At 61.0% G+C, this 13,799-nt stretch carries 14 protein-coding genes and 1 other annotated feature; of the genes, 6 read left to right on the top strand and 8 right to left on the bottom strand.

Going from position 1 to position 13,799, the window contains the following annotated elements:
• Positions 1 to 91 precede the first annotated feature (91 nt).
• The 5 genes from DWX58_RS01180 to DWX58_RS01160 form a co-directional block, all read right to left on the bottom strand.
• Positions 92 to 1,105, bottom strand: coding sequence for an aldo/keto reductase (locus DWX58_RS01180; protein WP_118641064.1), 1,014 nt, complete (start codon positions 1,103 to 1,105; stop codon positions 92 to 94).
• Between the two features lie 118 nt (positions 1,106 to 1,223).
• Positions 1,224 to 1,778 (bottom strand): hypothetical protein, encoded by a 555-nt coding sequence (locus tag DWX58_RS01175; RefSeq protein WP_118641062.1) that lies wholly within the window; start codon positions 1,776 to 1,778, stop codon positions 1,224 to 1,226.
• Positions 1,779 to 1,782: 4 nt separating this feature from the next.
• Complete coding sequence (locus tag DWX58_RS01170; RefSeq protein ID WP_118641060.1) at positions 1,783 to 4,413, bottom strand: valine--tRNA ligase; 2,631 nt, start codon at positions 4,411 to 4,413, stop codon at positions 1,783 to 1,785.
• 65 nt (positions 4,414 to 4,478) lie between these two features.
• Positions 4,479 to 5,015 carry a YcxB family protein gene (locus DWX58_RS01165; RefSeq protein WP_118641058.1) on the bottom strand — a complete coding sequence of 179 codons (537 nt, stop codon included), beginning with the start codon at positions 5,013 to 5,015 and terminating at the stop codon, positions 4,479 to 4,481.
• A 58-nt stretch (positions 5,016 to 5,073) separates the two neighbouring features.
• Positions 5,074 to 5,295, bottom strand: a binding site (T-box leader).
• An 82-nt stretch (positions 5,296 to 5,377) separates the two neighbouring features.
• Positions 5,378 to 6,166 (bottom strand): type III pantothenate kinase, encoded by a 789-nt coding sequence (locus DWX58_RS01160; protein ID WP_118641494.1) that lies wholly within the window; start codon positions 6,164 to 6,166, stop codon positions 5,378 to 5,380.
• Positions 6,167 to 6,467: 301 nt separating this feature from the next.
• Here DWX58_RS01160 and coaBC point away from each other — a divergent pair, with 301 nt between their 5' ends.
• The 6 genes from coaBC (at position 6,468) to obgE (ending at position 10,549) form a co-directional block, all read left to right on the top strand.
• On the top strand, positions 6,468 to 7,661 hold the full coding sequence (gene coaBC, locus DWX58_RS01155) for a bifunctional phosphopantothenoylcysteine decarboxylase/phosphopantothenate--cysteine ligase CoaBC (RefSeq protein ID WP_118641055.1): 1,194 nt from the start codon (positions 6,468 to 6,470) through the stop codon (positions 7,659 to 7,661).
• 158 nt (positions 7,662 to 7,819) lie between these two features.
• Entirely contained in the window at positions 7,820 to 8,131 is a 312-nt protein-coding gene (rplU, locus tag DWX58_RS01150) for a 50S ribosomal protein L21 (protein WP_118641493.1), read from the top strand.
• Complete coding sequence (locus tag DWX58_RS01145; RefSeq protein ID WP_118641053.1) at positions 8,131 to 8,460, top strand: ribosomal-processing cysteine protease Prp; 330 nt, start codon at positions 8,131 to 8,133, stop codon at positions 8,458 to 8,460. Before rplU ends, DWX58_RS01145 begins: the two co-directional genes overlap by 1 nt.
• A 3-nt stretch (positions 8,461 to 8,463) precedes the next feature.
• Positions 8,464 to 8,754 carry a 50S ribosomal protein L27 gene (gene rpmA / locus DWX58_RS01140; RefSeq protein WP_087392784.1) on the top strand — a complete coding sequence of 97 codons (291 nt, stop codon included), beginning with the start codon at positions 8,464 to 8,466 and terminating at the stop codon, positions 8,752 to 8,754.
• Between the two features lie 71 nt (positions 8,755 to 8,825).
• The gene (locus DWX58_RS01135; protein WP_118641492.1) at positions 8,826 to 9,248 is read left to right on the top strand and encodes a PPC domain-containing DNA-binding protein; all 423 of its coding nucleotides are present in this window, start codon (positions 8,826 to 8,828) and stop codon (positions 9,246 to 9,248) included.
• A gap of 20 nt (positions 9,249 to 9,268) precedes the next feature.
• On the top strand, positions 9,269 to 10,549 hold the full coding sequence (gene obgE / locus DWX58_RS01130) for a GTPase ObgE (protein WP_118641051.1): 1,281 nt from the start codon (positions 9,269 to 9,271) through the stop codon (positions 10,547 to 10,549).
• Positions 10,550 to 10,811: 262 nt separating this feature from the next.
• Here the strand turns inward: obgE and DWX58_RS01125 are convergent, their stop codons facing one another.
• From DWX58_RS01125 to DWX58_RS01115, 3 genes are read right to left on the bottom strand one after another with little or no spacing between them, the layout of a single operon-like run.
• Positions 10,812 to 11,465, bottom strand: coding sequence for a CoA pyrophosphatase (locus DWX58_RS01125; RefSeq protein ID WP_118641049.1), 654 nt, complete (start codon positions 11,463 to 11,465; stop codon positions 10,812 to 10,814).
• A gap of 60 nt (positions 11,466 to 11,525) precedes the next feature.
• Positions 11,526 to 13,274 (bottom strand): arginine--tRNA ligase, encoded by a 1,749-nt coding sequence (gene argS, locus DWX58_RS01120; protein ID WP_118641047.1) that lies wholly within the window; start codon positions 13,272 to 13,274, stop codon positions 11,526 to 11,528.
• A gap of 40 nt (positions 13,275 to 13,314) precedes the next feature.
• Positions 13,315 to 13,758, bottom strand: coding sequence for a DUF1934 domain-containing protein (locus DWX58_RS01115; RefSeq protein ID WP_118641045.1), 444 nt, complete (start codon positions 13,756 to 13,758; stop codon positions 13,315 to 13,317).
• Between the last annotated feature and the right edge of the window lie 41 nt (positions 13,759 to 13,799).

Raw genomic sequence — 13,799 nt, 5'->3', positions numbered from 1 at the left:
GAATTGTACCCAACTTCCCCGCCCTTGTCAACCTTCGGCCCCGCCAAACAGCGCGGCCCCAGCCCAAAATGGGCCGGGGCCACGGGCGCACTTATTTCTTCAAATAGGTCTGATAGTCCAAGTAGTTCTGCTCCAGCAGGTGGGGTGTGTTCAGCCCATAGGGGCACTTTTTCATGCACTGGCCGCAGTGGAGACAGTCCTTGATCTTTTCCATCTTGGCCTGGTACTCTGGGCTCAGCCAACCGGCAGTGGGCGCCCGGCGGAGCATCAGTGACATGCGGGCGCAGTTGTTGATCTCAATTCCCACAGGGCAGGGCATGCAGTAGCCGCAGCCTCGGCAGAAGTCTCCGGCGAGTTCCTTCCGGTCCCGCTCAATAATTTCCCGGTACTCCTCCGTCATGACCGGGGGATTCTTAACACAGTCCAGGAACTGCTCCAGCTCCCAGCCGTGCTGAACGCCCCAGATGGGCAGTACGTCGGGCTGCTGCTCCATAAAGGCCGCCGCCGCGTAACCGCTTTGAATGAGGCCGCCAGCCAGTCCTTTCATGGCGATAAAGCCCATATTGGCCGCCCGGCACTTATCCACCAGTTCCTGCTCCTGTGGTCCGGCCAGGTAGCTGTACGGAAACTGGAGGGTCTCATACAGCCCCGAGTCGATGGCCTCATGGGCCACCGACAGACGGTGGTTAGTGATGGAAATATGCCGGATCTTGCCCTGCTTTTTAGCCTCCAGAGCGGCGTCATACAAGCCGTCCTCCCCGCCGGGCTTGGGGCAGAAGGCCGGATTATGGAACTGATAGACGTCGATGTAATCGGTCTGGAGCATGCGGAGGCTCTGCTCCAGGTCCTCCCACATGCCCTCTGCCGTCACCGCAGCGGTCTTAGTGGCAATATACACTTTATCCCGCATGCCGGCAAAGGCGGCGCCTACCTTCTCCTCACTGTCGGTGTAGGCCCGGGCGGTGTCAAAATAGTTCATCCCGCCGTCATAGGCCCAGCGGAGCAGATCTACCGCCTCGGTTTTGGAAATCCGCTGGATAGGCAGGCAGCCAAAGGCCTGCTTTTGGGCCACAATTCCGGTGCGGCCCAGAGTAACCGTTGCCATAATAGTTCTCTCCTACTCCTCAAATATGCATCTAAACTTATCTTAAAAGGCAAATACTACCCTTGTCAAGATAAAAGTCCCGTTCATCTTCATGAACGGGACTTTCTCAATGACAAGTTCAGGAATCTTCCAGCAGACATGGTAATCCTCTTTTTTCTCGTGGACAGTCAGCACAGAGGTTTCCGTAGCAAGCTGGAGGTACCCTGCGTTCCCTATCCTGCTCCTGCAGTTGGCGGGCATTCTCCACGTCGATCCGAGTCTGGAGCTGCAACGCACGTTCCTGTCGCTCCTGTTCCAATGCCAAGGCAGCTTGGAACTCTGCCTCCATCCTAGCACGAAGCTGGGCACGCCTTGCTTTTTCCTCCGCCTCTCGACGTTCCTGTTCCGCCCGGCGTGCCTCTTCTTCCTGGCGCCTGCGCTGTTCTTCCTGCTCATGACGCCGCTTTGCCAGTTCTTCCAGTTGCTGCTGCTTCAGCAGCTCCTGCTTCAGCTCATATTCCTCCCGACGCTGGCGCTGCTCCGCTGGTGACAAGGTATAGAAATCTGCACCATACCGTTTTCGACACTCTTCTTTTTGCTTCTGCTTCTCGTTGTATAGTGTGCGCCCAAGTACAACGATCAGAAGTACCAGTACAAAGATTCCATAAATACTTGTTAAAATTGCAAATAACATGCCGTTACATGCCCTTGAGCTGCTCCTCCAGCTTGGCCACCAGCTCGGCGAGCTTCACAGAGCGCTCCCGCTCCGCCTCCACCACGTTGGCGGGGGCCTTGTTCACAAAGCCGGGGTTATTGAGCTTGGTGTTCAGCTTCTCCAGCTCTGCGGTGTTCTTCTTCAGTTCCTTCTCCAGGCGGGCCTTCTCCTTCTCCAGGTCCACCAGCTCACCCAGAGGGATGAACATCTGGGCGGCGTGGGTAACCACGGCCACCATGCCGGCAGCAGCGGGAGCCTGGTCCGCGGGGACGATGGCCACGTCGCTGGCGTAGGCCAGCTTCTTCAGGAAGGGCACGCCCAGGCTGAAGACCTGCTCCTCCTTGGTGGCCACGGTGAGGTGGGCTTTCTTGGAGGGGGGCACGTTCATCTCGCTGCGGCGGGTGCGGACAGCCCGGATGGCGTCCATAATGATCTCCATGGCCTGCTCCTCCTGGGGGAAGTCCAGGGCGGGGTCAGCCTTGGGCCAGTCGGAGAGCATGAGGAAGTCGCCCTCGTGGGGCAGGGCCTGCCAGATCTCCTCCGTGATGAAGGGCATGAAGGGGTGCAGCAGCTTGAGCATCTGGGTGAGCACGTAGCACAGCACCTGCTGGGCCCGGACCTTGCTGTCCTGATCGTCGCCCTGGAGACGGGTCTTTGTCAGCTCGATATACCAGTCGCAGTAGTCGTCCCAGATGAAGTCGTAGATCTTCTGCGCGGCCACGCCCAACTCGTACTTGTCCATGTTCTCGGTGACCTCGGGGATGACCCGGTTCAGCTTGGAGAGGATCCACTTGTCCTCCAGCTCCAGCTTCTCGGGCAGCTCACACTTGTCGATGGTCAGGTTCATCATGAGGAAGCGGCTGGCGTTCCAAATCTTGTTGGCGAAGTTGCGCATGGCCTCGCACCGCTCGGTGTAGAAGCGCATGTCGTTTCCGGGGGAGTTTCCGGTGACCAGGTTGAAGCGCAGGGCGTCGGCGCCGTACTTATCGGCAATCTCCAGGGGATCAATGCCGTTGCCCAGAGACTTGGACATCTTGCGGCCCTTGTCGTCCCGAACCAGGCCGTGGATGAACACGGTGTGGAAGGGGGGCTTCTTGGTCTGCTCGCAGGCGGAGAAGATCATCCGGGCCACCCAGAAGAAGATGATGTCGTAGCCGGTGACCAGAACGTCAGTGGGATAGAAAAAGTCCAGGTCCTCCGTCTTGTCCGGCCAGCCCAGAGTGGAGAAGGGCCACAGGGCGGAAGAGAACCAGGTATCCAGCACGTCGGGGTCCCGGTGGATGTTCTTGGAGTGGCACTTCTCGCACTCGCAGGCATCCTCACGGCTGACGGTCATGTGGCCGCAGTCGTCGCAGTACCACACGGGGATCTGGTGGCCCCACCACAGCTGGCGGGAGATACACCAGTCGTGGACGTTCTCCATCCAGTTGGTGTAGGTCTTGGCAAAGCGGTCGGGAACGAACTTGACCTCGCCGTCGTTCACTACCCGCAGGGCCTCCTCGGCCAGGGGCTTCATCTTTACAAACCACTGGGCGGAGATGATGGGCTCCACGTCGCTGTGGCAGCGGTAGCAGGTGCCCACGTTGTGCTGGTGGGGCTCCACCTTCACAAGGTAGCCCTGCTCCTCCAGGTCGGCCACGATGGCCTTGCGGGCCTCGTAGCGGTCCATGCCGGAGTACTTGCCGTAGCCTTCCACCACCTTGCCGTTGTCGTCCAGCACGCGGATGGTCTCCAGGTTCTGGCGCAGGCCGACCTCGAAGTCGTTGGGGTCGTGGGCGGGGGTCATCTTCACGCAGCCGGTACCGAACTCCATATCCACGTACTCGTCGGCCACGATGGGCATCTCACGGCCCACCAGGGGCAGGATGCACTTCTTGCCCACAATGTCCTTGTAGCGCTCGTCGTCGGGGTGGACGGCCACGCCGGTGTCGCCCAGCATGGTCTCAGGCCGGGTGGTAGCCACGATGACATAGCGGCCCTCCTCGCCCTGGATGGGGTAGCGGATGTGCCAGAAGTAGCCGGGCTTGTCCTGGTACTCTACCTCGGCGTCAGAGAGAGCAGTGACGCAGTGGGGGCACCAGTTGATGATGCGGCTGCCCTTGTAGATGAGGCCCTTCTCATAGAGGTTGACAAAGACCTCCCGGACTGCCTTGGAGCAGCCCTCGTCCATGGTGAAGCGGGAGCGCTCCCAGTCACAAGAGGCACCCATCTTCTTCTGCTGCTCCACGATGCGGTTGCCGAACTTGTTCTTCCAGTCCCACACCCGCTCCAGGAACTTCTCCCGCCCAAGATCGTAGCGGGTGAGACCCTCGTTGACCCGCAGGTCCTCCTCCACCTTGATCTGGGTGGCGATGCCGGCGTGGTCGGTGCCGGGAACCCACAGGGCGGCGTAGCCCTGCATCCGCTTGAAGCGGATGAGGATGTCCTGCAGGGCGCAGTCCATAGCGTGACCCATGTGCAGCTGGCCCGTTACATTGGGGGGCGGCATGACGATGGTGAAGGGCTTCTTCTTGGGGTCGCGGATGCCCCGGAAGCAGCCGGCCTTCTCCCACTTCTCGTAGATGCGGCCCTCAGCCTCCTGCGGCTCATAGACCTTTGGCAATTCAATACCCATGTTATCTGTCTCCTGTTCTGTTTCAGAATAATGATATGGTTTCACTCTCTTGAGGGTTGCTTCCTTTACTTTTTACCGGCCGGTCTCCGCCCGAACCACTCCAGGGACTTCCCCGTCTTCTCCTGAAGCAGGGTGCGCAGCTCCTCCACGCTCCCGCCCATCAGGTTGGACTTGTCCAGAATGAGTCCCCGGCCGCTCTCCAAAAAGACGTAGATGCTCCGCTCCGCCTCCATCAGCCTGGCACATTGGGTGTAGGGAATCTCCTCGCGAACCTTTCCCTGGGTCAGCAAAATGGCCCGCTTTTCCATAAAGAAGTCGCAGGGCATGCGGTCCTTTCCCAGGTTCCGGCTGGAGGCCCAGCCGGTGAAGGGGTAGTAGAAGATGCTCCACAAAAGGGGCAGCAGCCCCACCGCGCACACCACAAGAAGCCACCAGGCCCTGGTCCACGTAAACACGCCCAGACCGCCGACCGTGAGAACCAGCCCCGCGGCCAAGGCCCCGGCCCGTTTCTTTCGGATGGAATCTTTGGCAAAGGTTTTGCCCGCCACCCATTGGAGCTCTTCCATACAGGCGCTGTCATAGTCTGTGCTGGTTTTCAGCATCCCATCTGCCTCCTTTTGTGCGGTCTGACTCCACAAAAAACGCCCTGAGCCTAAATAGGCTCAGGGCGAACTGAAGCATCGTCCGCGGTACCACCTGAATTTGGATGCCAAACATCCACACTTGTCTCCGATAACGGTGGGCACCGCCGCCCCTTACTGCACTGGGGTTCGGGGGCGGAGCTTGGAAGGCACTTCTCCGGGTGAAAGCAGGGACTTGCACCGTCCGTCCCCTCTCTGCAGCTTCTCCGCTCCGGGTACTCCTCTTCCGCATTGCTTGTGGCAGACCGGCTTTGGCCGGTTATGCAGGGTTTATTATACGAAATGGGCCGCTTTCTGTCAAGGGTTCGGCGGGGAAATCCCCCTTACCGCTCCTCTTTCCGCCGCTCGGGAATGTTTTTCTGGTACAGGACGTTCAGGCCCTTGAGCAGCAGGTCCTTTTCCAGGATAATCTTCCGCCGGCACAGAGGGACCACGAACTGGGCCATGCCTCCCGTGGCCACCACGGTGGTGCTTAAGCCCAGCTCCTCCTCCACCCGATCCAGCATCCCGTCCAGCATGGCCGCCGCGCCGTACATCACGCCGCTGCGCATGCAGTCCACGGTGTTTTTGCCGATAACCCTCCGGGGCTTGTCCAGCTGAATGCCGGGCAGCTGAGCGGTCTTGGAGGTAAGGGCCTCCAGGGACACCCGCACGCCGGGGATGATGCAGCCGCCCAGATAGGTGTTCCCCTTCCCCACCACCTCGATGGTGGTGGCCGTCCCCATGTCCACCAGGGTCAGGGGGGGCTCATACTCCGCCAGGGCGGCCACGGCAATGACAATGCGGTCGCTGCCCACCTGAGAGGGGGTATCCATCTGGATGTTCAGTCCGGTCTTGATGCCCGGCCCCACCACCAGGGGGGGCTTATGAATGACCTTCATCACGCCGGTACGCACCGAGTTGAACACCGGGGGCACCACCGAGGAGATGATGCAGTCATGAATGTCCTCCGGCTTAGTGTCGAAGAGGGAGAGAACATTCTTGATGTCCACGCCGTACTGGTCGGAGGTTTTGATGTGGTCAGTGGCCACCCGGGCCTCAAAGACGATTTTTCCATCCCGGATGCCGCCGATGACAATGTTTGTATTTCCAATATCAATGGCCAGGAGCATATTCATTCACCTGCACTGGGGCAGCACCGCTGATTTTCTACTCCCGTCGTCCCGGCCGGGGTACAATACCGCGGGGCAAAACCAGGTCCGCCCAAATTCTTGCCCAAATATTATATAGGACTGGGAAGTCCGGCGCAAGAAAAACATGAGGTGTTTGCTCTCTTTTTGTAAAAAATGGGGCAGGACACCGGAGGAATACCGGGCGTCTCCAGCTTTACAGCAGAGAAAAAACTCTGTATAATGGAGCCGAAAACACGGGCCGGGCTCCCAATCTCAACCCCGGCCGGGAGGGATTACCGTTATGCTGAAGGGAAAAACCGTCCTTCTGGGCGTCACCGGCGGCATTGCCGCCTACAAGGCCGCCTATCTGGCCTCCGCTCTGGTGAAGCTCCACGCCAATGTGGAGGTGGTCATGACCAAAAACGCCACCCAGTTCATTGCCCCCCTTACCTTTGAACAGCTCACCGGGCGGCGGTGCATGGTGGACACCTTTGACCGCAATTTCAGCCACCAGGTGGAGCACATCGCCCTGGCCGACCGCACCGACCTTGTGATCATCGCCCCCGCCACCGCCAATGTGTGCGCCAAGCTGGCCCACGGCCTGGCGGACGACATGCTCACCACCACCGTGCTGGCTTGCACCTGCCCCAAGCTCATCGCCCCGGCCATGAACACCCATATGTATGAAAACCAGGTGACCCAGGACAACCTGGACACCCTGCGCCGCTACGGCTGGGAGGTCATTGCCCCCGGCTCCGGCCACCTGGCCTGCGGGGCGGTGGGCCCCGGACGGATGCCGGAACCCCAGCAGCTGGTGGACCACATTCTCCGCCATCTGGCCCTGCCCCACGACCTGGAGGGCCGCCATGTACTGGTCACCGCCGGCCCCACTCAGGAGGCCCTGGACCCAGTGCGCTACCTCACCAACCACTCCACCGGCAAGATGGGCTACGCCGTGGCCCGGGTGGCCATGCTCCGGGGCGCCCAGGTCACCCTGGTCACCGGCCCCACCGCCCTGGAGCCCCCGCCCTTTGTGGAGGTGGTCCCCGTGGTCTCCGCTCAGGACATGTTTGAGGCGGTGTCCCAGCGTCAGGAATGGGCCGACTTCATCTTCAAAGCGGCCGCCGTGGCCGACTACACCCCCGCCGGGTACAGTGACGACAAGATGAAAAAGAAGGACGGGGACCTATCCATCCCCCTGAAGCGCACCACCGACATTCTCCAGCACCTGGGTGCCCACCGCCGGGCGGGCCAGGTCATCTGCGGCTTCTCCATGGAGACCCGGGACATGCTGGAAAACAGCGCCGCCAAGCTGGAGAAAAAGAAGGTGGACATGATCTGCGCCAACAACCTGAAGGTGGCCGGGGCGGGCTTCGGCACCGACACCAATGTCATCACCCTCATCACCGCCGCCGGCGCCCGGGAGCTGCCCCTCATGTCCAAGGAGGAGGCTGCCGGGGAGATTCTGGATGCGGCTCTGGCTCTTGCCCCCTGAATCTCCGGAATTTTTTCATTTTTCTCTGGAAATCCTCTGTTTTTCTATTGACATAGGGGCAGATGCTTGGTAAAATATCAAAGCCGCTTTGAGTGGGACAGCAAGTGGAGGCGACTCCCTCCCAGGAGAGCGAGCCCGTAATGAAGGAGTTGAATATCATGAACGCAATCATCGTAACCGGCGGCAAGCAGTACAAGGTGGCGGAGGGCGACACTCTGTTCATCGAGAAGCTGGAGGCCGAGGCCGGCCAGACCATCACCTTCGATCAGGTTCTGGCTATCCTGGACGGGGACAAGGCCACCTTCGGTGCTCCCACCGTGGAGGGCGCCAGCGTGGAGGCCACTGTCGTGAAGAACGGCAAGGGCAAGAAGATCCGCATCTTCAAGTACACCCCCAAGAAGGGCTACCGCAAGCGTCAGGGCCATCGTCAGCCCTACACCAAGGTCCAGATCGGCGCCATTAAGGCCTGATGACCACCGTAACCTTTCATTCCGAGGGCAGCCGGATCGTTGGCTTTCAGGTTGAAGGCCACAGCGGCTATGCCCCCGAGGGCGAGGACATCGTCTGCGCCGCAATCACCAGTGCCGTCCGCCTTGTGGAGTGCGCCGTCAACGACGTACTGGGCTTGGAGGCCTCGGTGAAGGTGCGGGAAAAGGACGCATCCATCACCCTCAAGCTCCCCAGTCACCTGGGACAGACCAATGAGAGCACCTGCCAGACTCTTCTGGCCGCTCTGATGGTCCATTTCGTCCAGCTGGCCGAGGAGTATCCTGACTCTATTTCTGTCTTGGAGGTGTAAGTTATGCTGAATATCGGTTTGCAGTTTTTCGCCCACAAAAAGGGCGTTGGTTCCACCCGTAACGGCCGTGATTCCGAGGCCAAGCGCCTGGGCGTGAAGCGGGGCGACGGTCAGTTCGTTCTGGCCGGCAACATCCTGGTCCGCCAGCGCGGCACCCACATTCACCCCGGTGTCAACGTGGGCAAGGGCAGCGACGACACCCTGTTCGCGCTCAAGTCCGGCAAGGTCAAGTTTGAGCGTCTGGGTAAGGACCGCAAGCAGGTTTCCATTGTTGAGATGGAGATCGCTCAGTAATTTTGCTGACAGGAAGCCGCAAACGAAGTGCCGTTTGCGGCTTCTATTTTCACTGGAAAGGGGTTTACATGATGGAATACCGCAAATTTCCTCAGGGCTATGTGCTGCGCCTGGATCCGGGCGAGGAGATCGTGTCCTCCCTCACCCGTCTGGTGGCCGACGAGAACATCCAGCTGGCCTCTGTCTCCGCTATCGGTGCGGCCAACGATGTAACCATCGGTATTTTTAACACGACTGAGAAGCAATACTACTCTCAGCGCTACCAGGGGGACTACGAGATTTCTGCCCTGGTGGGCAGCGTCACCCGCAAGGAGGGGGAGCCCTACCTCCACCTCCACATCACCATCGGAAACCCCGTCACCGGTCAGGTGCACGCCGGCCATCTCACCTCCGCCGTCATCAGCGCCACGCTGGAGCTCTTCCTCCAGGTGTGGGACGGCCAGGTGGGCCGGAAGTTCAGCGACCAGGTGGGGCTCAATCTGTTTGAGTTTTAAGAAATTGTAAGGAGGCGCCTATGGCTTCACCCTTTGTGGATACCGCCCGCATCACCGTCCGCTCCGGCAACGGCGGCAACGGCGTGGTGTCCTTCCACCGTGAAAAATACGTGGCCGCGGGAGGCCCTGACGGCGGCGACGGCGGCCGGGGCGGCAATGTGGTGGTGGAAATCAACGACCACATGTCCACCCTTATGGACTTTCGCTACAAGCGCAAGTACGTGGCCGCCAACGGCATGGACGGGCAGGGCAAGCGCTGCACCGGCAAGGACGGGGAGGATCTCATCCTCCGGGTCCCCCGGGGCACCGTCATCCGGGACGCCGAGACCCGGGAAATTATCAAGGACATGTCCGACGACGCCCCCTTCATCCTCTGCCGGGGCGGCCGGGGGGGCTGGGGCAACAAGCACTTCGCCACCCCCACCCGCCAGGTACCCCGCTTTGCCAAGGCGGGCCTGCCCGGCGAGAGCCGGGACGTGATTCTGGAGCTGAAGCTGCTGGCCGATGTGGGTCTTGTGGGCTTCCCCAACGTGGGCAAGTCCACCCTCCTCAGCGTGGTCAGCCGGGCCCAGCCCAAAATTGCCAACTACCACTTCACCACCCTCTTTCCCAACCTGGGCGTGGTCTATGTGGAGGAGGGCGTGTCCTTCGTCATGGCCGATATCCCCGGTATCATCGAGGGGGCCGCGGAGGGGGCCGGTCTGGGCCACGACTTCCTGCGCCACATCGACCGCTGCCGCCTGCTCATCCACGTGGTGGACGTATCCGGCAGCGAGGGCCGGGACCCTGTGGAGGACTTCGAGACCATCAACGCCGAGCTGCGGGAGTACTCCCCGGAGCTGGCCTCCCGGAAGATGATCGTAGCCGCCAACAAGGTGGACGTCATGGAGGACCCCTCCCTTCTGGACAAACTCCGCGCGCATGTGGAGGCGCAGGGGCTGGAGCTCTTTGCCATCTCCGCCGCCGCCCACCAGGGCGTGAAGGAGCTGGTGAAGAAGGCCGCTCAGGAGCTTCAGCAGCTGCCCCCCGTGGTGGTCTATGAGCCCACCTACGTGGAGCGCCCTCCGGAGGTGGACACCTCCGGCGAGGTGAACATCCAGCAGTTCGACGACACCTGGGTGGTGGACGCCCCCTGGCTGCAGCGGCTCATCGCCAACGTCAACTTCTCCGACTACGAATCCCGGAACTGGTTCGACCGGATGCTCCGCCAGTCCGGCCTCTTCGACAAGCTGGAGGCCATGGGCATTCACGACGGAGACATTGTGTCCATGTATGACCTGGAGTTTGAATACCAGAGATAAAAAAGAAGCCGTTTTGCGCTGCAAAACGGCTTCTTTCAGTTTGTTAAAAGCCCCACAAGGGGCTTTTAACAAACTGAATCCCGTTACTTTTTTGCCCTAAAGGCAAAAAAGTCCTCGCTTTGCTCGCCGCAGCCCTTGTCACACAAGGGCTGCGGGGGATTTGATTCCATTCGAGGCGGGCCGCTGCCCCCTCGAGCTCCCCCGCCTCTCCTGTGGCGAGACACCTCTCACCGAAGATTTCTGTCACAAAAAAGAGCCGTTTTTACGGTTCCGTCTCCTGCTCTGGCCCCATCTCCCGGAGCAGGGCAACCAGATGCCGGGTGATCCGGCCGGTGAGGCCCCAGATGGCGTGACCCTCCCAGGGATAGACGGGGACATTCTCGCCCCCCGGCTGCCAGCGGTAGTCCCGGGGGATGCCGATGAGCTCGTAGGGGAATCCCTCCACCGGCTGCGGGATAAGCTGGTAGGAGTATTCCAGCGGCTCCGTCTCCAGCAAATGGCGCACCGGCACCAGGAAGGTCTCGTCCACCTCCCCGGGGTTCAGGGTCATGTGCTCCACCGCCTGGGCATCCACCAGGGCCAGAATGGGGTACATGATGAAGTTTGCCCGGTGGGCGATGAAGTCCAGCCGCCCCAGAATGCGCACCGCCGAGGGCGGGATGGACAGTTCCTCCTCCGTCTCCCGCAGGGCGCAGGCCTCGGGGCTCTCCGCCCCCTCCATCCGTCCCCCGGGGAAGCACACCTCCCCCGGCTGGCGGCGCATGGAGCGGGCGCGCACCTCATAGAGGAGGTACCAGCCGTCCTTCCGCTCCACCAGGGGAACCAACACGGCGTACCGCCCTGTGGCATCCATCAGTCCCGGCGTACGCCCCTCCAACAGGCGGGAAAGTCCCCCCGCAATGTCCCGATGTTCCATGGAAACCTCCTTGCAGAAACGCCACACCCGACATTGCCGGGCGTGGCGTTTGACGTTACGTTACATTTTCTCCGGAGCGGACACGCCCAGCAGGCCCAGGCCGTTGGCCAGAACCGCGCGCACGGTGTCGGCCAGCTTCAGACGGGCAGAGAGCACACCCTGCTCCTCGCCCTTGATGCGGCAGGCGTTGTAGAAGCGGTGGAAGTCTCCCGCCAGGGCCACCAGATAGCGGTTGATGCGGCTGGGGTCAAAGTCCCGGGCGGCCAGGTGGATCTCCTCGGGGAACTGAGCCAGGGCCTTCATCAGAGCCAGCTCCTCCGCGGTGCCCATGAGGGCGGCGTCCACATCCCCGGCCTGAGGTACCTTCTCCCCCTCTTCAGCCAGACGGGAGATAAGGGAGCAGATACGAGCGTGGGCGTACTGGACATAGTACACCGGGTTCTCGCTGTCCTGACGCACCGCCAGGTCCAGGTCGAAGTCCAGGGGGGTGGTGGCGGCCCGGGAGTTGAAGAAGTACCGGGCGGCGTCCACATTGATCTCATCCAGCAGGTCGTGGAGGGCGATGGCCTTGCCGGAACGCTTGGACATACGCACGGGCTTGCCGTCCTGCATCAGGTTCACCAGCTGCATGAGCACCACCACCAGACGGTGGGAGCCATCCAGGCCCAGTCCGTCCAGAGCGGCCTGGAGCCGGGCCACGTGGCCGTGGTGATCGGCGCCCCAGATGTTGATGACCAGGTCGAAGCCGCGCACCTCCAGCTTGTTGCGGTGGTAGGCGATGTCGGCGGCAAAGTAGGTGTAGAAGCCATTGGCGCGGCGGAGGACGTCATCCTTCAGATCCAGCTTGTCCACCTGCTCCTGGGTCTTGCCCTCCCGCATGAACTTCTCCTTGAGAAGATTGGTGGTATTGAGCCAAAGGGCCCCGTCCTTCTCATAGGTCCAGCCCTTGTCGGTGAGCATGGCCACAGTCTCGGCCACATAGCCGCTCTCATGGAGGGAGGACTCGAAGAACCACTGGTCGTACTCGATGCCGTAGCGGCGCAGGTCGCTCTTCATGTTGGGGATGTTGACGGACAGGCCGTACTCAGCCAGCTTGCCCAGCCGCTCCTCCTCGGGCAGGTCCTTCCAGCTGTCCCCGTGGGCATCGTAAATGGCCTGGGCCAGCGCCTTGATGTCGTCCCCGTGGTAGCCTTCCTCGGGGAAGGGGAAGTTCTCCTCCCCCAGAATGAGCTGCATGTACCGGGCATTGATGGACACGGCAAACTTATTGATCTGGTTGCCGGCGTCGTTGACATAGAACTCCTTCCAGGTGTCCCAGCCGTCCCGCTTCAGCACGTTGGCCAGGGTATCACCCAGCACGCCGCCCCGGGCGTTGCCCATGTGCATGGGACCGGTGGGGTTGGCGGAGACAAACTCCACCATCACCCGCTTGCCGTGGCCCTCGTCGCTCTGGCCGTACTGGCCGCCCTCGGTCTCCACGGCGGAGAGCACGTCCCCAAACCATTTGGGGCCCAGGGTGAAGTTCAGGAAGCCGGGACCGGCGATCTCCACCTTCTGGAAGTAGCTGCCCTCCAGCTCCAGGTTGTCCACGATGATCTGGGCAATCTGACGGGGAGCCATGTGCAGGGCCTTGGCACCCGCCATGGCAAAGGAGGAGGCGTAGTCTCCGTGGGCGGTGTCCTTGGGAATTTCAATGGTGGCCTTCACCTGGGCGCCGGCGGGCAGAAGTCCCTGCTCCGCCGCCTTCTCATAGGCCTGCTGGGTCAGCTGGGCCACCTGCTGCCGGGCGGCCTGAATCATGTTTGACAATGCAATCACACCTTTATTCTTTACTCTCTCGTCGCTTCGTTCACTGCTTCAGGCTGATGCCCTCCGCCTCTTTGACTTTGATCTGGAAGATATTACGACCGGCTATCGCGTGGTCAACTTCAATGGCATAATCAATTTCAATGTCTCCGCCCTGGTCGGTCAGTTCGGCCAGCAGATGGCGGGTATTCACCCCGATGGCCATGGCGCCATAAGGTGTATTATACATGGAGAGATGGCGGCGGCCCTCCTGGAAGACCATCTGGGAGTTGACCTCCCCCACCCGCATGAGGGTGACCTGTTCTCCCTCCACCTGGATGGTGGTAAGGGTGCCCTCCAGGCCGGTGAGCTCGCTCTCCTGATACGACAAGGTATAGCCCCCCTCGTCCCGGGTCAGACGGCCCTCGGTCACCAGCTCGATGGTATCCGAGTCCTGGCCCTCATATTTCTGTATTCCTTTGATGGAGATAACAACGTCTTTTTCCATTCAGACGCCTCCGACATAGCAGTGGATTCCCCCCGGAAAAC

It is taken from the genome of Pseudoflavonifractor sp. AF19-9AC (assembly GCF_003478995.1).
GTDB lineage: Bacteria > Bacillota > Clostridia > Oscillospirales > Oscillospiraceae > Lawsonibacter.
This window is presented reverse-complemented; position numbering and strand designations above follow the sequence as displayed.

Coding starts and splice junctions, on each gene's coding strand:
- coaBC (WP_118641055.1), top strand. CDS start 6,468: ATGCTGAAGGGAAAAACCGTCCTTCTGGGCGTCACCGGCGGCATTGCC.
- DWX58_RS01135 (WP_118641492.1), top strand. CDS start 8,826: ATGGAATACCGCAAATTTCCTCAGGGCTATGTGCTGCGCCTGGATCCG.
- DWX58_RS01145 (WP_118641053.1), top strand. CDS start 8,131: ATGACCACCGTAACCTTTCATTCCGAGGGCAGCCGGATCGTTGGCTTT.
- DWX58_RS01165 (WP_118641058.1), bottom strand. CDS start 5,015: ATGCTGAAAACCAGCACAGACTATGACAGCGCCTGTATGGAAGAGCTC.
- rpmA (WP_087392784.1), top strand. CDS start 8,464: ATGCTGAATATCGGTTTGCAGTTTTTCGCCCACAAAAAGGGCGTTGGT.
- DWX58_RS01180 (WP_118641064.1), bottom strand. CDS start 1,105: ATGGCAACGGTTACTCTGGGCCGCACCGGAATTGTGGCCCAAAAGCAG.
- obgE (WP_118641051.1), top strand. CDS start 9,269: ATGGCTTCACCCTTTGTGGATACCGCCCGCATCACCGTCCGCTCCGGC.
- DWX58_RS01115 (WP_118641045.1), bottom strand. CDS start 13,758: ATGGAAAAAGACGTTGTTATCTCCATCAAAGGAATACAGAAATATGAG.
- DWX58_RS01175 (WP_118641062.1), bottom strand. CDS start 1,778: ATGTTATTTGCAATTTTAACAAGTATTTATGGAATCTTTGTACTGGTA.
- DWX58_RS01125 (WP_118641049.1), bottom strand. CDS start 11,465: ATGGAACATCGGGACATTGCGGGGGGACTTTCCCGCCTGTTGGAGGGG.
- DWX58_RS01170 (WP_118641060.1), bottom strand. CDS start 4,413: ATGGGTATTGAATTGCCAAAGGTCTATGAGCCGCAGGAGGCTGAGGGC.
- DWX58_RS01160 (WP_118641494.1), bottom strand. CDS start 6,166: ATGCTCCTGGCCATTGATATTGGAAATACAAACATTGTCATCGGCGGC.
- rplU (WP_118641493.1), top strand. CDS start 7,820: ATGAACGCAATCATCGTAACCGGCGGCAAGCAGTACAAGGTGGCGGAG.